The sequence below is a fragment of the Aequorivita vladivostokensis genome (assembly GCF_000952855.1).
GTDB classification, from domain to species: domain Bacteria; phylum Bacteroidota; class Bacteroidia; order Flavobacteriales; family Flavobacteriaceae; genus Aequorivita; species Aequorivita vladivostokensis.
In genome coordinates, this window is sequence record NZ_JSVU01000009.1 from 1 (window position 1) to 18,028 (window position 18,028).

General features: G+C 40.3%; 14 protein-coding genes and 1 tRNA gene. 3 read left to right on the forward strand and 12 right to left on the reverse strand.

Features of this window, described 5'->3' with window-relative positions:
• Positions 1 to 256, forward strand: a 256-nt coding sequence (locus MB09_RS12680) for an integrase core domain-containing protein (protein WP_165586702.1), incomplete at its 5' end; no start/stop codon positions are given.
• A gap of 555 nt (positions 257 to 811) precedes the next feature.
• Here MB09_RS12680 and MB09_RS12685 read toward each other — a convergent pair.
• From MB09_RS12685 to MB09_RS12740, 12 genes are all read right to left on the reverse strand, one after another.
• Positions 812 to 1,561, reverse strand: a complete 750-nt coding sequence (locus MB09_RS12685) for a hypothetical protein (RefSeq protein WP_045081300.1) — start codon at positions 1,559 to 1,561, stop codon at positions 812 to 814.
• A 267-nt stretch (positions 1,562 to 1,828) separates the two neighbouring features.
• Positions 1,829 to 4,813 (reverse strand): DNA polymerase III subunit alpha, encoded by a 2,985-nt coding sequence (locus MB09_RS12690; protein ID WP_045081301.1) that lies wholly within the window; start codon positions 4,811 to 4,813, stop codon positions 1,829 to 1,831.
• Positions 4,813 to 6,027 carry a DNA polymerase IV gene (gene dinB / locus MB09_RS12695; protein ID WP_045081302.1) on the reverse strand — a complete coding sequence of 405 codons (1,215 nt, stop codon included), beginning with the start codon at positions 6,025 to 6,027 and terminating at the stop codon, positions 4,813 to 4,815. The genes MB09_RS12690 and dinB overlap by 1 nt, the downstream gene beginning before the upstream one ends.
• Positions 6,028 to 6,352: 325 nt before the next feature.
• Positions 6,353 to 7,657, reverse strand: coding sequence for a leucine-rich repeat domain-containing protein (locus MB09_RS15610; protein ID WP_084709122.1), 1,305 nt, complete (start codon positions 7,655 to 7,657; stop codon positions 6,353 to 6,355).
• Positions 7,658 to 7,801: 144 nt separating this feature from the next.
• Positions 7,802 to 7,875, reverse strand: a tRNA-Asp gene (locus MB09_RS12705).
• Positions 7,876 to 8,034: 159 nt separating this feature from the next.
• Positions 8,035 to 8,964 carry a DUF58 domain-containing protein gene (locus MB09_RS12710; RefSeq protein ID WP_045081303.1) on the reverse strand — a complete coding sequence of 310 codons (930 nt, stop codon included), beginning with the start codon at positions 8,962 to 8,964 and terminating at the stop codon, positions 8,035 to 8,037.
• A gap of 11 nt (positions 8,965 to 8,975) precedes the next feature.
• On the reverse strand, positions 8,976 to 9,437 hold the full coding sequence (locus MB09_RS12715) for a copper resistance protein NlpE (RefSeq protein WP_045081304.1): 462 nt from the start codon (positions 9,435 to 9,437) through the stop codon (positions 8,976 to 8,978).
• A 5-nt stretch (positions 9,438 to 9,442) separates the two neighbouring features.
• Positions 9,443 to 9,988, reverse strand: a complete 546-nt coding sequence (locus MB09_RS12720) for a ClpP family protease (RefSeq protein ID WP_045081409.1) — start codon at positions 9,986 to 9,988, stop codon at positions 9,443 to 9,445.
• 182 nt (positions 9,989 to 10,170) lie between these two features.
• Positions 10,171 to 10,488: a thioredoxin gene (gene trxA / locus MB09_RS12725; protein ID WP_045081305.1), complete on the reverse strand. Its 318-nt coding sequence runs from the start codon at positions 10,486 to 10,488 to the stop codon at positions 10,171 to 10,173.
• Between the two features lie 101 nt (positions 10,489 to 10,589).
• On the reverse strand, positions 10,590 to 15,020 hold the full coding sequence (gene dnaE / locus MB09_RS12730) for a DNA polymerase III subunit alpha (protein WP_045081306.1): 4,431 nt from the start codon (positions 15,018 to 15,020) through the stop codon (positions 10,590 to 10,592).
• A 256-nt stretch (positions 15,021 to 15,276) separates the two neighbouring features.
• Positions 15,277 to 15,726 carry a ferritin-like domain-containing protein gene (locus tag MB09_RS12735; protein ID WP_045081307.1) on the reverse strand — a complete coding sequence of 150 codons (450 nt, stop codon included), beginning with the start codon at positions 15,724 to 15,726 and terminating at the stop codon, positions 15,277 to 15,279.
• 188 nt (positions 15,727 to 15,914) lie between these two features.
• Positions 15,915 to 16,712, reverse strand: a complete 798-nt coding sequence (locus tag MB09_RS12740; protein ID WP_045081308.1) for a DUF6252 family protein — start codon at positions 16,710 to 16,712, stop codon at positions 15,915 to 15,917.
• A 134-nt stretch (positions 16,713 to 16,846) separates the two neighbouring features.
• On the opposite strand from MB09_RS12740, the gene MB09_RS12745 reads away from it, so the two are divergent.
• The gene (locus MB09_RS12745; RefSeq protein WP_045081309.1) at positions 16,847 to 17,449 is read left to right on the forward strand and encodes a 30S ribosomal protein S16; all 603 of its coding nucleotides are present in this window, start codon (positions 16,847 to 16,849) and stop codon (positions 17,447 to 17,449) included.
• A gap of 11 nt (positions 17,450 to 17,460) precedes the next feature.
• Positions 17,461 to 17,985: a ribosome maturation factor RimM gene (rimM, locus tag MB09_RS12750; RefSeq protein ID WP_045081310.1), complete on the forward strand. Its 525-nt coding sequence runs from the start codon at positions 17,461 to 17,463 to the stop codon at positions 17,983 to 17,985.
• Positions 17,986 to 18,028 lie beyond the last annotated feature (43 nt).

The window sequence follows — 18,028 nt, forward strand, 5'->3', positions numbered from 1 at the left end:
TACAGAGGGGCGATTAAGGAACAGTATGTGTGTGAACGTCTATGAGAATCCCCATGCGGAGCGGATCAATGGCACTATAAAGAACAACTATCTGAAAGGATATAACCCCATAGGTTTTGAAGGATTAGTAAGAAGTTTAAATAAAGCAGTATATATGTACAACCATGAAAAACCCCATAGTTCAATCAACCATAAAACTCCCGTACAATTTGAAAAGGAAATAAAAATGAAAAAAGAATTAGTAACTTTAAATTAAATAACCAACTTCAAAAAAGGTCAACCTTATTTAGTACTCTACACTCTACAAACCACAAACCTGCAACCTGCAACCATCAACCTGCAACCTACACCCTACAACCCTCAAACCTCAAACCTCAAGCCTCAAACCTAAAACCTGAAACCTGAAACCTACACCCTACAACCTACACCCTACCACCTGCAACCTGAAACCTGAAACCTGAAACCTGAAACCTACAACTTGCAACCACAAACCACAAATCACAAACCTGCAACCTGCAACCATCAACCTGCAACCTACACCCTACAACCCTCAAACCTCAAACCTCAAGCCTCAAACCTAAAACCTGAAACCTACACCCTACAACCTACACCCTACCACCTGCAACCTGAAACCTGAAACCTGAAACCTGAAACCTACAACTTGCAACCACAAACCACAAATCACAAACCTGCAACCTGCAACCTGCAACCTGCAACCTACACCCTACAACCCTCAAACCTCAAACCTCAAACCTCAAACCTAAAACCTAAAACCTGCAACCTACAACCTGCAACCTGCAACCACAAACAATCAACCCCCAACCCCCAAAACCTCCACCCCAAAAGCATTCGCACTCTTAAATAAATAATAAGTATTCTCCACCTCCTGGTAAAACTTCAACCCCAAAACCGCCAAAGCAAGTCCACCCACCTCAGGTAGGCCAGTATTCATATCAAAGGAAGTTGCACTGTAGTGCTTATCCATATAAAGCGGTGTGCTATTTTTTAAACTGAACTCCAAAGTATCAAAATCAAAGTGCAGACGCCCAACAGTAAGTGCCATATGTGTCGCTCCAGCAGGAAAACCAACATTCTTTATATCAAAATTTGTAACACTAAGTGTTTGGGTATCAAAATCATAGTTTAAGGAACAAGCCAATACTTCTGTAATAATACAAGAAGGGGTAAAAGCAAAATCCCTTAGTAACTGCTTACCCTTAGATGTGTCCAATCCACGCCCCACCCTCCTTTCACCTCGCTTATTCACAGCGTCCAAATCCTTCAACTTGGTAAACAATTGAACCATCCGTCCATGAAGTTCTCCATCCTTGCGAACACATAAAAAAGGAGCAAGTGCATTTTTAAAAACCCGCTTTGTAGTACTACAACGGCCAAACTCCGTAGCATTTTCCATAGTTCGTACCATACTTTCCTTGTGCATGCCTCCTTTCTGAAACCCACCCCCAGCTGCACGCGCCAAATGTCCTCCATTTTTGGATTTGTAATAATTGATATCCCCAATAGTTCCCTTTAACTTAATAGTACCTGTTTGCTTTGCCATAATACCTGAGTGTCAATCACTAAGATAATCAAAATTACTAAATAAGAACACTATAAAGTATATTTGTAGTATATATAAAGTATATATATAGTAACTTTATAGTATGTTTAAACCGTACAAAAGTTAAATAAACCAGTATACAATAAGCCAAAGCACCGCATATCATCTCGGTGACCGAATGAATTTCAAAGAGCAAAGCGAAGTGAAATTAGACTGTTGGCTTTGATATAGAGGTTGGGAGGTTGAGATATTGATTTATTACAAAGGCTAAATTACTTTTTGATTTTTGTTACTATCTGAAAACCTGGGATCTGGGATAGGTGGAATTTTTATTAATTGTGATGTTATAATGGAATAATAACCCAAATCTTCAGCAACGGTGCCTTTAATCCAGTAAATACCTATTCCAGAAATAGGATATTGTTCCTTAATCTTTGGAAATTGTACCGAATCAAAACATTCCCCGTTTTTATCCAGAAACGTTGAGAACGCCATAAAATCGCCTTTTGAGGTTTGTGTACTTTTTGAAGTAACCAGTTTTCCAATTATGGTAAATTCCTTGTTTACAAATGATTTTAAATCGGCTGCCACGTATTTAGGATAATTTCCGGGTTTAATAAGCTGGAAATCATCTTGGAGGGTAAAGCCCAATAGTTCCAGATTATCATAAGCATCAATAAGGTTATTCCCATTTAATGCCGGCAATGTATAATTGGTTCTTTTGGGTTTAAAAAGTTGCGGATGGGGATTGGGGGTTTTTTGTTTATTTCCGTTTATATGGGCATACCACATTAAGTTGTGTTTATTGGGTTCAAAAGTTCTAAAGACATTGAGGCGAATAAGCAGTAAAATCTGTTCCAAACCTAGTTTGCAACGATCTAAAAAGTCATTAAAATTTTTAAACTTTCCATAGAGTTGTCTTTCATTTAAAATTTTCTGTATGCTGCGGTGCTCTAAATCCTTTATCATTCCAAAACCTAAGTACACGGTTTTGCCTTTTATGCAATTAGCGTGGTCGCTATTGTTTATGCAGGGATTTACAACCGTTCCCCCACATCTAAAAATTTCATTGATATAGGTGTCCAGGTTATAAAAGCCACCGCCATTATTTAAAACCGCTGTCATAAACTCCAGGGGGAAGTATTTTTTGAGATAGAGGCTTTGGTAGCTTTCCACCGCATAGGATGCGGAATGCCCTTTGGCAAAAGCATAGCCTGCGAATGCCTTAATCTGTTCCCATACCTCAGCAATTACCTTAGGGGTGTACCCTTTTTTGGTACAATTGGAATGGAATTTTTTTTCGAGGGCATCAAACTGTTCCTTGGAACGGCCTTTACCGCTCATACCTCTTCTGAGCACATCAGCCTCTGAAAGGGTAAGACCCGCAAAATGATGGGCTACCTTTAAAACATCTTCCTGATATACCATAACCCCATAGGTTTCAGGCATTATTTCCATAAGTACGGGGTGAGAATCCTTTCGTTTTTCGGAGAAACGATGACGCTCTATGTAAGCGTTTTTCATACCGCCATTGGTAACGCCGGGACGAATTATGGAACTTGCAGCCACTAGCCCAAGATAATCCTGCGTCTGTAATCGGGTCATCAATGTTCTCATTGCAGGGGATTCCACATAGAAAACACCCATGCAATCCCCTACTTTTAATAAATCGTTTATAGCAGGATCGTTTTTAAAGGGTTCGGTATCATCAATATCCTTTAGATGGGCTTGGGGTTGGTTTTCCTTAATGAGCTCAATGGCGTCCTTGATTTTTGAAAGTCCGCGTTGGGCAAGGATATCAAACTTAAAGATGCCCACGGATTCGGCAATGTGCATATCGATTTGGAGGGTTTGAAAACCTTTAGGAGGCATAAAGGTGGCGCAATATGATTGTATTGGATTTTTAAGTATTACAATACCTCCAGAATGCACACTTAGGTAATTGGGAAACCCGTGAATAAGTTTACCATACTTCATTACCAATTTGAAATAATGGTCGTTTTTTTTGTTTTGCACATTCCCTTTTAAAAAATCATCTATCTCGGATTTTGGAAGGCCGAAAACCTTGGCAAGCTCACGGACCACTGCACGATATTTAAAAGTTACATAAGTACCCATTAATGCGGTGTTGGGAAATCTTTTAAAAATGTAATGCGTAACATCATCCCTATCCTTCCAAGAGAAGTCAATATCAAAATCAGGTGGAGAGGAGCGATAGAGGTTTATAAAACGTTCAAAATATAAGTCAAGTTCAATAGGGTCTACATTGGTAATGCCCAGAATATAAGCCACCACGCTATTTGCTCCACTACCCCTACCAATATATGGGTATTCATTTTTAATTGCATACTGGATAATATCATAATTTATAAGAAAGTAGGAGACAAAATCCATTTGCCGAATTGCCTGTAGTTCTTTTTCAATGCGGGTTTTAATAATTTGGTCAACGATTCTATATCTTTTGCTTATTCTTTCATAAACCAACTTTTCCAAATATTTATAATCCTCTTCCTTATTGGAAAAGTAAGTAGCTTGGTTTTGGTTAATCCGCACATCATCAAACGCAAAAGAAATTTTACAATCATCCAATAGGGATTGGGTGTTTGAAATTATATGCTCAAAACCTTCAAAACGCTCTCTTATTTCGCTTTGCGAATACATTCTATCCTTTTGGCTTCCCTGTTCCAATTCGGGCAATTTACTGAGTACTATATTGAGGTCTATGCAACGAAGGAGGCGGTGTATATTTAGGTGTGACTGACTGGAAAAGGTTACTGGTTGCAAGAGCACCAATTTTGAAGTATGGGACTTTAAATGGGAGAACTTTAATTTGTTGAGGTCTGCTACGGAAATACCGATGTGCCAATCTTCTGCAAAAGATTCCATTTCAAATTCAAGTACCTTTTCAAAGGGAAAAATTGTTATGACATTTGAAAATTGGGGTGGTATTTCTGGAAAGTCCTTTTGTGGGTGTAGGTGTTGGGTAAGGAATTGATTAATTTCCAGATAGCCCTTATTGTTCTTTGCCAAACATACATAACATCTATTGCTGCCATTGCGAATATCTGCGCCCACAATTGGTTTTATATTTTTTTTGGTAGCTTCCCTAATAAATTCAAGACAGGCCGAGGTATTATTAATATCGGTAAGTGCAAAAGCTGTGAGGTTATTTTTAAGTGCCAATTCCAATAATTGCGGTACGGAAAGTACCCCATAGCGGAGAGAATAATATGAATGGCAATTGATATACATTATTGATTTCTATGTGCGAGTAAAACCGGGGGTTCCCCATCAAATGGATTACGCCCGGAAATAACAGTGCGGACATCAAGCGTTGAGGCCTTTAAGACACTAGCTGCACCAAAACGATTGCGGATATGGTCCAGCGATTTGTAAAGGTTGAGGGTTTTCTCATTGTCATCAAAGAGGTTTATTTGATAATGCCCACCGACCAAATGGGAAAATTTTACCCCAATCAAGCGTACCAATACTCTGCGATCATACAGCTTATTGAAAAGCTCCATTACGGCGGGAACAAGGATATGGTCTGCGCTTGTATATGGAATACGGACTTGCTTGTTATAAGTCTGAAAATCTGAATACCTAATTTTGACGGAAACACAGCCCGTCATTTTTTTGCCCAACCTAAGTTGATAACAGAGGGTGTCTGCCATAGCAGTAAGGGTGTCTCGCAATTTTTGGACATCTATGGTATCTAAATGGAATGTGCGCTCATTGGAAATTGATTTGCGCTCGGAATAGGGAATAACGGGAGTATTGTCGATTCCATTTGCACGGTTCCAGATGGTCTGTCCGTTTTTACCCATTACGGATGTAAGCATTTCCACTGGCATATCCTGTATTAATTTAACCTTATCTATGCCAAGATGTATTAAAGTTTGGGCTGTTGCCTTTCCAATCATTGGGATTTTGCGGATGGGAAGGGGTGCCAAAAAGGATTTTTCAAAACCCTGGTCAATTTTCAATTGGTTATTGGGTTTTGCCTCTCCGGTTGCAACCTTACTGACAATCTTATTTTGGGAAAGCCCAAAAGATATGGGTAGACCTGATTCATTTATAATCCTTTTGCGAAGTTCGGTTGCAAATTTATAATTGCCAAAAAACCTGTCCATACCCGTAAGGTCCACATAAAACTCATCTACACTGGTTTTTTCAAAAAGGGGAACGGAATCGCGGATGATGTCAGTAATAAGACTTGAATATTTCATATAAGTTCCCGCATTCCCCCTTATGACTATTGCCTGTGGGCATAATTGCCTTGCCATTTTCATTGAAATGCCAGAGCGGATACCATATCTTCTGGTTTCGTAACTACAAGCTGCCACTACCCCACGATTGCCCGTGCCACCTACCAAAACAGGTTTTTTAAGCAACTCGCTATTAAGCAAGCGCTCTACGGAAACGAAAAAGGTGTCGAGATCGAGATGTAGGATTGATTTGTTCATCAATACAAAATTATGGAATATTTCCTATAATATGGAAATATTCCATTTAATTAATTAATTTTATTTGGAAAGGGAGAGGTGTGAGGCGTAATAGTAGCAGGTGAGGGTGAGCGCAGTGGGACTCGTTTAACCATAAAAACCAAGTTGTTAGTTAAGGCTCTTCAGCTCCGCTCAGGCAGGCTACTTAGGATGTATTGTTCAGGGTTACGATTATGCTCCTACTAGGGCCTATTTATTCAGATTTTTTTGATTTTATAAAAACCCAAAAACAAAAAAGCCTCTCCATTCGGAAAAGCTTCTCATCGGTTATTGTAAATGCAAAGAATTAATTCTTTATAATCTTTTTTATTACCAATTTTTCTTTTGTCTTGAATTTTAAAAAGTAAATACCACTCTTTAACATAGAAATATCTATTGTCTGATAATTGTTATGTTTGGTAATTACTAATTCACCCAATGTGTTGTATATCTGAAGTGTTTCAACTTTTAATTCGGAATTGTATTCCAAATGTAATATTCCATTTTCAACTGGATTTGGGTAAAAAGAAATCGAATCGTATGTATAATTATTCGTGCCGAGTATACAATTTTCACTGTAATTTGCCCAAGAATCTATACACCATCCATTATAAAATGGAGGACTAATGTCACAAATTTGTGCATTTGCATATTGTACATCGTCCACATTCACACAAAATAAATTGGGATTGTTAATTGCAATCATTTCCGTCATAATTTGATTATTACCATTTCTAATATTCAAGTTTGTCAATAAATTTTCTGAACAGAATAATGCAGTTAAATTTGAAAGGTTGCTTACATCTAAGTTTATTATTTGATTATCTCTACAATCCAAAAGTCCTAAATTATGATTTTGCGAAACATCTAAACTAGTAAGGTTGTTATAAATTAATCTAAGTTCAGTAAGGTTTGGACTTTGAGATATATCTAAACTTGTTAATTGATTATTTAAGGCAGATAATATTTCTAGATTTGGATTTAATAATTCCAAATTTGTCAATTGGTTTGATTCACAATATAAAAACTCCAAAAGAGGATTTTCAGAAACATCTAAACTTGTTAATTGATTGGAGACACAGGATAAAACTTTTAGATTAGGATTTTGGGTTAAATCTATACTCGTAATTTGATTGTAAGAAAACCATAAAATTTCTAAATTAATATTATGGGATATGTCGAGGCTGCTTAATTCATTACTTCCACAATCCAATTCAATAAGATTGGGACTTTGGGGTATTAAAAGACTCGTAATATTATTAAAATAACAATCTAAAATCGTAAGATTGGTGTTTTGTGATAAATCTAGATCAGTAAGTTGGTTGACTTCACAGTTTAAATATTCAAGATTTGAAAAACTCTGAATTCCCTCCAGGGAATGTATTGCTTTATAAGAAACATTCAACCCGATTACAGCCTCAGCTTCGGCTTGTTGAATCTCTCCATCATTATTGCTGTCAGCATCAATATCACCATTTCCATCACCGTTAATATCTACGCAATTAGAATTAACCAACGTATTTTTAAAATTTGCATCTGGTATACTTACAATTTGAGCCTGTGAAAAACAAAAGGTCATGAGTGTAAGAACGATAAAGTATAGATTTTTCATAAAGAGTCGGATAAATATTAAGATGGATTAAATATACCCAAAAACAAAAAAAGCCCATCCATATGGATAAGCTTCTCATCGGTCTAATTACTTAAACCACAAAGTATTAAACTAAATTTAATACTTCAACACAACATCTTGTTGCGGTCTGGACGAGACTCGAACTCGCGACCCCCTGCGTGACAGGCAGGTATTCTAACCAACTGAACTACCAGACCAAGTTTTCAACCTTTCTTGCGAAAGATCCCAACAACAGTTGGGCAAAGTGAAAAATTGTTACCATACTTTTTGGGATTGCTCCCTTGCTGTATTAAGCGGTGGCAAATATACCACTCCATTTCATTTTCGCAAACTATTTTTTTAAAAAATAATAAATTTTATCCAAACTTCTGACGTTCCACTAGATATGTAGTCAAAATCTTGTTGAAACTTTCATTTATATCGGTTAAAACATACTTTATTCTATATTGGGCACATCGCAATTGTAGCTCGTGGAAGTATTCCTGCACAGCTTCTTCATATTGCTCCTTAATATTATCGGCATACAGATTTATATGTTCACCTGTTTCAACATCCACAAATCTCTTGGGGCGGTTGCTGAAATCGAAATTTACTTCGCGTTTTTTATCGAAAGTGTGAAAAAGGATTACCTCGTGCTTGTTGTATTTTAAATGCTGAAGCGCTTCAAAAAGTTTTTCCGCCTCTGTATCGCTTTGGAACATATCTGTAAACAGAAAGACCAAGGATCGGCGTTTTAGCTTTTCAGCAATTAAATGGAGGTGCTCATAGGTTCTGGTCTGCGATTTTTCTTCGGAAGAAAGCAAGGCCTCATTCAACTTTTGAAGTAGCATTTGGTGGTGGCGCTCACTGCCTTTTTCCGAAGCGTAAAATTCATATTCGCCACTGTAAACACTAAGCCCAACAGCGTCGCGCTGCCGCTTCATCAAATTCATAATTGCGGCGGAAGCCAAGACCGAAAACCCAATTTTGTTCAAAGAATTTATATTGAACTGCTTCAGTTTCGGGTAATGCATCGAGCTACTATTATCCACGATCAAGTGGCACCGAAGGTTCGTTTCCTCTTCGTAACGTTTGGTATAAAGTTTATCGGTTTTGGCGAAAAGTTTCCAGTCTATATGTTTTGTGCTTTCGCCGTTGTTATAGATTTTATGCTCCGCAAATTCCGCTGAAAACCCGTGGAATGGGCTTTTATGAAGTCCAGAAATAAAGCCCTCCACCACTTGTTTTGCAAGCAGCTCCAGATTTTTAAAACCTGTTATCTCATTTATTTCTTTCTCTATATTCAACGGCCAACCTATTATTGAAGCGTTTTTTTCAAAATATAAAATTCCGCTAAGTCGCCTTCTACCATGTTGCCGGAACTGTCGAGCATCCACAGTTGGTTTTCGCCTACCTTATACTGAAGGGTGTCGCTTTCGGATTTTAAAAGTACTTTGGAGCCACTTTCGTCCCAAACAAAATTGCCAGTCTGCACAAATTCATTTTCGCCTTCCATCTTCCCTAAATAAGTTTGGGAAAGGGTGTAGGTTTTGTCGTCTCTCAACTCCAATACAGTTTTAATTCCCTCACAATCGGCGCAGGGCGTTGTTCCTTCATACACGCCCGCCCAATCCAGCGAGTTTTCGGAATTGTGTGAATCTACAACATTGTTGTCCGTCGTTTCCATTGTTTCATCGGAAACATTCTCCTTGTTTTCAACGTTTTTGCAACCAATAAAGATGGTTGTTGCAATTCCAAATGCCAAAAATATTTTTTTCATACTCCCTATTTTAAAATACCATCAACAATTCCATAATCTACAGATTCTTCGGCATTCATCCAATGATCGCGATTGAAATCCTTCATCACTTTTTCGAAAGATTGTCCGCAATTTTCGGCCAAAATACGTGCGCTAATTTCCTTGGTTTTTAAAATTTCCTGCGCCGTAATTTCTATATCGCTCGCTACGCCCCTCGCACCGCCACTGGGCTGGTGGATCATAACACGGGCGTGCGGCTGGATAAACCGTTTTCCTTTTTCGCCAGCGGAAAGCAAAATACTTCCCATGGAAGCTGCCAGGCCGGTACAGATGGTTGAAACCGGACTTTTAATTTCACGCATGGTATCGTAAATGGAAAAACCCGAAGTTACATATCCTCCGGGACTGTTTATATATAATTTAATTTCGTCGTGGTTCAAAGCATCGAGGTACATTAGTCTGTCCACAACGTGTCGCGCACTTTTGTCATCCACCATTCCCCAAAGGAATACTTTGCGTTCCTCCAATAATTTACCATCTATTTTATCCTGTACTTTATTTGTTTTTTCCATAGTCATGCCCGCGAAGGCGGGTATCTTTTTAATTCAAGTTCAAAATTTGTTCGAAAAGACCCCGCTATGTAGCGGGGTTAGTTCAATAAGATAAATCTGCGATTTACTATTTCACTAAAATAACAAAAGGCCCAGCAATGCGCCAAGCCTTTTATTGTTTAATTTTTCTTTTTTGAAATATTTTACAAAAGTGAATCAATCGCTTCCGCATAAACATTCTTTGGAGCAACGCCTACTTGACGGCCCACTACTTCGCCATTTTGGAACACCAAAACAGTCGGAATGTTTCGCACTCCATATTTTGCGGCAAACTCTTGGTTTGCATCCACATCTACTTTTCCTACTACGGCCTTGCCTTCGTATTCTTTGCTTATTTCTTCAATGATGGGCCCTACCATTCGGCAAGGTCCGCACCAGGCTGCCCAAAAGTCAACCAGTACCGGCTTGTCACTTTTTAAAACCGTTTCTTCAAATGTTGCGTCTGTTATTTCTAATGCCATAATCTTTGTTTTTAATGATTGTCAAAAATAGTTAAATTTTATTCGTTTTGCCCTAGCGTTAATATATGTTTAGGAAATGATTGTATTGGTTAATTCTATTATTAATTCAACTTATAATGCAACTGCTCTCTGTCCAGTTCATCCAGCAATTCCTTTGATATGTTTATTTTATGTTTTCTACTGGGCATAGTGAGATGTATCTTTTCCTCATTCTCATAAACCACAAAAAACAGCTGCTTTTCACCTTTGTGGGTTTTTACAAGGTTTTTGAGCGAATCAATCTTTCCTTCCCTTAAGTCATTTAAAGGCATGGTTATGGTTAATTTTTTGCCGTGGGTTTCCATTACATCGTGAAGCAATTGGATGCTGTTGTATTGAAGTCGCGGTTCGCCCTTTTTACCAGTATCACGGTTCGTCCAACCTTCTTTTACAAAAACGCGCCCATAAATAAAGCTATTCGGAACCAAGAAATGGCGCCACTTTAGATACTCTTCCCCAAAAATTTTGAAATCGTAACTGTCCTCATAATCCTCCACGGTGAAAATGGCCCAGCCCTTTCCAGCCTTCGATTCCCTGTGCTGCACATCGCTCACCACGCCGCCGAAACACAGTTCTTTATTGAGGTAATCCTCCAAATGGTTAAAATGCGAAACCTTGCAATTGGTAAAGCTTTCCATCTCTATTCTGAAATCGTCCAGCGGATGGCCCGAAATATAAACGCCCACCACTTCCTTTTCCTGCTTCAGTTTTTTCATGGTGCCCCATTCCTCGCAGGGCGGTACTCCAGGTTCGGGAATTTGCACTTCGCTGGCATCGCCAAAAAGGCTTACCTGTGAAGAATTCTGCGTTTCCTGATATTTTGCCGCATAGCGAAGTACTTTTTCAATAAACATCACTCCGTCGCCATCGTCATGGAGATATTGCGCGCGGTGGGTATCAAAACTGTCGAAACCGCCTGCAAGTGCTAAATTTTCAAAAGCTTTTTTATTTGCGGATCGCAGGTCAATCCGCTTTGCTAAATCAAAAACCGATTTGTATTTTCCGTCCTTTCTGTTTTCAACAATCGTTGCCACGGCACTGCTGCCCACGCCTTTTACGGCGCCCATCCCAAAACGGATGGCGCCTTGGTCGTTTACCGTAAATTTGTGGAAGGATTCGTTGACATCGGGACCCAAAACGGTCAATCCCATCCGCTTGCATTCGTCCATAAAAAAGGTTACCTGTTTTATGTCGCTCATATTATTTGAAAGCACCGCTGCCATATATTCCGCGGGATAATGCGCTTTTAGATAGGCCGTTTGATAGGCAATCCAAGCATAGCAGGTAGAGTGCGATTTATTAAAAGCGTAACTAGCAAAGGCTTCCCAATCCTTCCAGATTTTTTCAAGTTTTTCGGGGTCGTGGCCTTTTTCGGCGGCTTGGGCTACAAACTGCGGCTTCATTTTGTCGAGTACCGCTTTTTGTTTTTTCCCCATCGCCTTTCGCAGAACATCAGCTTCGCCTTTGGTAAAACCTGCCAATTTTTGTGACAAAAGCATCACCTGCTCCTGATAGACCGTGATTCCGTAGGTTTCCTTCAAATATTCCTCCATCGCGGGAAGGTCGTATTCAATTTCCTCCTCACCGTGTTTCCTGCGAACAAAACTTGGAATGTATTCCATCGGGCCCGGACGGTACAGCGCGTTCATTGCAATCAGATCCGCAAAGACCGTTGGCTTCAGTTCCTTCATATATTTCTGCATTCCGGCAGATTCATACTGAAAAATCCCAACGGTATCCCCTCGTTGGAAAAGCTCGTAGGTTTTCTCATCATCGAGCGGAAAGTTATCCGGATCCAGATCAACGTTGTGTTTGTGTTTTACAAGTTTTACCGTGTCCTTAATAAGCGTCAAGGTTTTCAGACCGAGGAAATCCATTTTCAAAAGGCCCGCACTTTCCACCACCGAGTTATCGAATTGCGTTACGTACAGATCGGAATCCTTTGCCGTGGCAACGGGCACAAAATCGGTAATATCACTGGGCGTAATGATTACACCACAGGCGTGGATACCCGTATTGCGGACAGAACCTTCAAGAATTTTTGCCTGGTTTATGGTTTGGGCTTCCAAATCGCTTCCTTCGGAAAGGTTTAAAAGTTCATTTACCTTCGGCAGCTCATCACTTCGGAAACGGCTTCGCAATTCCGCATCGCTCAAACCGAAAATTTTGTTCAGTTTGGTCATATTCGGAATCAATTTTGAAATACGATCGGCTTCATTCAACGGCAAATCCAAAACCCTTGCGGTATCGCGAATGGAGGATTTTGCTGCCATGGTACCATAAGTGATGATCTGCGCCACTTGGTTGCTACCGTATTTGTTGATTACGTAATCCATAACCTTGCTTCGGCCCTCATCGTCAAAATCGATGTCGATATCGGGCATGCTCACACGGTCCGGATTTAGGAAACGCTCAAAAAGCAAATCGTACTTAATCGGGCAAATATTGGTAATTCCCAAACAGTACGCCACGGCGCTTCCCGCCGCCGAACCACGGCCCGGCCCAACGGAAACGCCCATTTTTCGGGCTTCCGCAATAAAATCCTGCACAATCAAAAAGTAACCGGGATAACCAGTGTTCGCAATTACTTCCAGCTCAAAATCGAGACGTTGCTTAATCTCCTTTACGCGCTGCGATGCATTTTCGGGAATTTCAAAATCGGTCAAGGCTTCGTAGGAAACCTCCAATAATTCCGGGTAGCGTTTCTTGGCGCCTTCGTAGGTTAAATGGCGCAGATAGGCATTTTCACCACGCTTGCCGCCATCGATATCCTCGGGGTTCAAAAATTCCTGCGGTATGCCGAAATTGGGCAGCAAAACATCGCGGTGCAAAGAGAAGGGCTGGATTTTTGAAACCACTTCCTCAATATTCAAAATGGCTTCGGGAAGGTCCTTGAACAAGGCCTTCATTTCATCCTGCGATTTGAAATAATATTCCTGGTTTGGCAAACCGTAGCGATAGCCACGGCCACGGCCAATGGGCGTTGCCTGCTTTTCGCCGTCCTTTACGCACAGCAAAATGTCGTGGGCGTTGGCGTCTTCCTTCTTTATATAATAGGTGTTGTTGCAGGCTACGATTTTTACATTGTTACGCCGCGCCATTTCAATAAGCACGTCGTTTACACGCCTTTCATCTTCCTGATTGTGGCGCATAATCTCAACATATAAATCTTCCCCGAACTGTTCCTTCCACCACAACAAAGCTTCCTCGGCCTGGTTTTCGCCAATGTTCAAAATCTTTCCGGGCACTTCGCCGTAGAGGCTTCCCGTGAGAACGATAATGTCCTCTTTGTATTTTTCAACTATATTTTTATCGATTCGCGGCACGTAATAAAAACCCTCGGTGTAAGCGATGGAAGCCATTTTTGCCAAATTGTGGTAGCCGTTTTTATTTTTGGCAAGCATCACGATTTGGTAGCCGTTGTCTTTATGATTTTTGTTTAAATGGTCCTCGCAGACAAAAAATTCACAGCCAACAATTGCTTTTATGGGTTGCGGGGGATTTTCATCCTCTTCATTTTTCGGCAAATCGGCGAGCGATTTGTTGTAATTGGCAACAGCCTGCACAAAGTGGAATGCGCCCATCATATTGCCTGAATCGGTGAGGGCGACGGCAGGCATGTTGTTTTCAACGGCGGCGTTTACCAAATCCATCGTGCTGGAAGTGGATTGCAGAATGGAAAACTGCGAGTGGTTATGAAGATGAACAAAAGGTGCATCCTCCAGCGTGGCGATGTTCTCCTTTATTTCTTCGGAAGAGATTTCCTGTGTGTCAGAATCAGCCTGCATTTGCTTTCGGATGCTGTCCGAAGCCTTTTTCAGATTTATATGCTCCAGCCCAATCAATTCTACGGTCTGCGGATTTGCTTCGGAGAAATTTTCGAAGTAATCCGGCTGCACATCGAGTTCTTCCTTCGTAAAAATCTGACGGCGCACCAATTCCAAAAAGCAGCGAGTGGTTGCTTCAACGTCGGCGGTGGCGTTGTGCGCTTCGGCGAAAGGCTCGTTAAACAAAAACTCGTGAAGCTCAGTAAGAGTGGGCAATTTAAACTTCCCGCCGCGCCCGCCGGGAATTTGGCAGAGCTGGGCGGTGGTTTCGGTACAGGTGTCCAAAACGGGTAATTTGGGCAGTGGGTTTTCAATTCCCAATCGGAAAAATTCCGCGCCCATAATGTTTACGTCAAAATCTACATTTTGGCCGACGATGAACTTGGTTTTTGAAAGTGCGTCCTGAAATTTTTCAGCGACTTCTTCCAAGGAAATTCCTTCGGCCGTGGCCAATTCGGTAGAAATTCCGTGGATTTTTTCGGCATCAAAAGGAATGTTGAAACCATCTGGTTTTACCAAATAATCCTGATGCTCTATCAAATTCCCCATAGCATCGTGCAACTGCCAGGCAATCTGGATACAGCGTGGCCAATTGTCGCTATCGCTTACGGGCGCGTTGTAGCGTTTGGGAAGGCCTGTGGTTTCTGTATCGAAGATTAAATACATTGGGATTGACGATTTTAGATTTACGATTTACGATAGACGATTTACGATTTACGACTAACCATTAACGATTGTTGATTTCAGTATTTTGGGTTAAGAGCCGTGAACACTTAACTCTTAACTCTTAACTCTTCAGCGAGGAAGTAAAAATAGAAAAACCAACAGCTTTTGGGAAGTTAAATTATCACGAGTTGTTCACAATAAAAAAACCGCTTTCGGAAATTCCGAAAACGGTCTTTTGGTCTTCTTTTTCAAATTATTAGGATACTACGGCTTCAAAATTTTTGGCACTTTGCCAAGCGTTTTGAATGGTATCACGCTGCTTGGTCAGGATTTGCTGTGTGGTTGGAGGCAATGTAGTATCTTTAATCACTTCATTGTACTCTTCAACAGCGGCTTTTTCACCTTTTTGCACTTCTTCTAAAATGGTTTCTTCGTTATTTGAAGAAAACGCGGTCTCAATATCCATCCAAGTTCGGTGCAGAGCTCCGGTGGTACTTCCGCCTTTGTCTGGCGTTTCACCGTAGTTTTTGATTTCAGTCTTAATTTCGTGACCGAAGTCATATCTTTTTTGGGCCTGTTCGTTGAAGAATTGCTTCAGTTTAGTGTTATCCACTTTTTCCGCAGCTTTCTTATAACCCTTTTCGGCGTCATAATTCTTCTCTAACAATTCATTTAATTTGTTCGACATTTTTTCAGTAAACTTCATAATCTCTTTCGTTTTAAATTATACAGTTGTTTTTCTTCATCATAATTACTCCTCTAAAGACAACTGTTCAACTTCATTCGGATATATCCTAATATACCATGAATAAAGGGGTTTCGACGAATTATTAACCTAAGTTTAGTGTAAATTAACAAGGTTTAACCTTTCAACGTGGAGAAGACCACGAAATGTTAATTGTAGGTAACGTCAAACTGACCTTCTGTAACTTCCGTTCGATTCGTTATAAAGGAAAATGTGCCTTTTATGGTTTTTTCAGCAGTATTATGCTCAATAATCGTGAGGAGACCGTCTGTTGTATCCTCGGGTCCGGAAAGTCCTTGGAACTTAGCGCCGAAACCACCGCGTGGCAAGGTATATTCTCCCGGTTCCACATTTGCAGTAACAGAAATTACTATTGTTGAATTTACGGTACTCCCAGAAGTTATAATGGTATTCCCCGTATTTCGGGAAGAAACCGTCACCGGTATAAACGGATTGCCATCTACCTTTGCACTAAAAAGACCTGCATTGGTGGGATCTACAATTTCTCCTCCCGCATATGAAACGTTATACAACGTGCCCCGTGAAACATATATGGTATCTATACCTGGCAAAAATGCGTTAAAATTAAATGTGCCCGTTAGTGTTTTATTGGTTTCGTTGAGTTCTGAAATGGTTACTACACCCTCCCCATTCGGATTGGTGGTGTAAACATTTCCACCCATATCCTCGAAAATTGCTTGGTTAGCGGTGCCTTCGCCAATGGCAAAGTTTCCTTCGTCCAACCTAGAAAGTCTTAGCGTTATAGATTCCTCATCATTAAATCCCTGTATGGTTACGGTGCCATCCGCATTGATTGCGGCGCGGGCATCGGTTGACGTATAGAGCCTGTCATCTATCTTTGCTTGTAAGGCCACTTCATTGGTTTGGGTATCTTCACAGGAAATTAGCGACATGATGGCAAAAAGAACAAATAGGAATTTTTTCATTTGGCAAGGGATATTTAGGGTTTTGACAAATGTAAAATAAAAACTTTAATTGGTTGAATTTCAAAAAGAAAATATACTATCTTTGCCGTCCTTAATTATAACCGGGGTCGGGAACCCCAAAAATTAATTTAAATATGCCTGTAAAAATCAGACTACAAAGACACGGAAAGAAAGGGAAACCTTATTTCTGGATCATCGCGGCAGACAGCCGTAGCAAAAGAGATGGTAAATTCCTAGAAAAGATAGGATATTACAATCCTACAACCAACCCTGCACAGATTGACCTTGATGTGGACAGCGCTGTAAAATGGCTTCAAAATGGAGCACAACCTACAGATACTGCCCGCGCTATTCTTTCTTACAAGGGAGCTTTGATGAAAAACCACCTTGCTGGAGGCGTTCGTAAAGGCGCTTTGACCGAGGAGCAAGCCGAGGCAAAATTCAACGAGTGGTTGGAAAGCAAAAAAGGATCTATCGATCACAAAAAAGCAACACTTTCTGAAGCTAAAGAAAAAGAAAAAGCTGAAAAACTTGCTGCTGAAAAAGCCGTAAGCGATAAGCGTGCTGCTGAGGCCGCTGCCGCTGCCGCTCCTGCTGAGGAGGAAGCTGCAGATCCTAACTATGAAGGCGCTGCCGTAACCGAAGAAGGTGAGCCAGAGGCTAACGTAGAAAAAGAAGTGGATGCCGAAACTGCTGAAGAAGCTAAGGCAGAAGAGAAAAAAGATTCAGAAGCATAATATTTATAACGATGCAAAAGGAGAATTGCTTCTACTTGGGCAAAATCGTTAGAAAATACAGCTTTAAGGGGGAACTGCTCATAAAACTTGATACGGACGAACCCGAACTTTTTACTGAAATGGAATCGGTTTTTGTGGAACAACGCAAAAACCTGATTCCATTTTTTATTGAAGAAAGTTCACTTCACAAAAGCGAACTCTTGCGCGTGCGTTTTGAGGAGGTAAAAGCCGAAGCCGAAGCAGATGCCTTGATTGGCGCACATCTTTATCTGCCTTTGGAATTTCTTCCAAAACTTACGGGCAATAAATTCTACTATCACGAAATCGTCGGTTTTACTGCCGAAGACGCAACTTTTGGAAAAATTGGTGAAATTACGGGCGTTAACGATACCACATCACAAGCACTTTTTGAAATTGATCGCAACGGAAAGGAAATCTTGATACCGATGATTGACCATTTCATTAAAAAAGTGGATCGCGAAAAGAAAACCATTCTTTTGGATGTGCCCGAGGGGTTGATTGAAATGTACTTGTAAAGAAATGAGGTATGAGGTTTGAGGAGATTGGAATTCTATAAAA

What these genes read in the sequence shown, in the direction of transcription:
- MB09_RS12685 (WP_045081300.1), bottom strand. Translation starts at nt 1,561, where the DNA reads ATGGCAAAGCAAACAGGTACTATTAAGTTAAAGGGAACTATTGGGGAT.
- MB09_RS12690 (WP_045081301.1), bottom strand. Translation starts at nt 4,813, where the DNA reads ATGTATATCAATTGCCATTCATATTATTCTCTCCGCTATGGGGTACTT.
- dinB (WP_045081302.1), bottom strand. Translation starts at nt 6,027, where the DNA reads ATGAACAAATCAATCCTACATCTCGATCTCGACACCTTTTTCGTTTCC.
- MB09_RS15610 (WP_084709122.1), bottom strand. Translation starts at nt 7,657, where the DNA reads ATGAAAAATCTATACTTTATCGTTCTTACACTCATGACCTTTTGTTTT.
- MB09_RS12715 (WP_045081304.1), bottom strand. Translation starts at nt 9,437, where the DNA reads ATGAAAAAAATATTTTTGGCATTTGGAATTGCAACAACCATCTTTATT.
- MB09_RS12720 (WP_045081409.1), bottom strand. Translation starts at nt 9,988, where the DNA reads ATGGAAAAAACAAATAAAGTACAGGATAAAATAGATGGTAAATTATTG.
- trxA (WP_045081305.1), bottom strand. Translation starts at nt 10,488, where the DNA reads ATGGCATTAGAAATAACAGACGCAACATTTGAAGAAACGGTTTTAAAA.
- dnaE (WP_045081306.1), bottom strand. Translation starts at nt 15,020, where the DNA reads ATGTATTTAATCTTCGATACAGAAACCACAGGCCTTCCCAAACGCTAC.
- MB09_RS12735 (WP_045081307.1), bottom strand. Translation starts at nt 15,726, where the DNA reads ATGAAGTTTACTGAAAAAATGTCGAACAAATTAAATGAATTGTTAGAG.
- MB09_RS12740 (WP_045081308.1), bottom strand. Translation starts at nt 16,712, where the DNA reads ATGAAAAAATTCCTATTTGTTCTTTTTGCCATCATGTCGCTAATTTCC.
- MB09_RS12745 (WP_045081309.1), top strand. Translation starts at nt 16,847, where the DNA reads ATGCCTGTAAAAATCAGACTACAAAGACACGGAAAGAAAGGGAAACCT.
- rimM (WP_045081310.1), top strand. Translation starts at nt 17,461, where the DNA reads ATGCAAAAGGAGAATTGCTTCTACTTGGGCAAAATCGTTAGAAAATAC.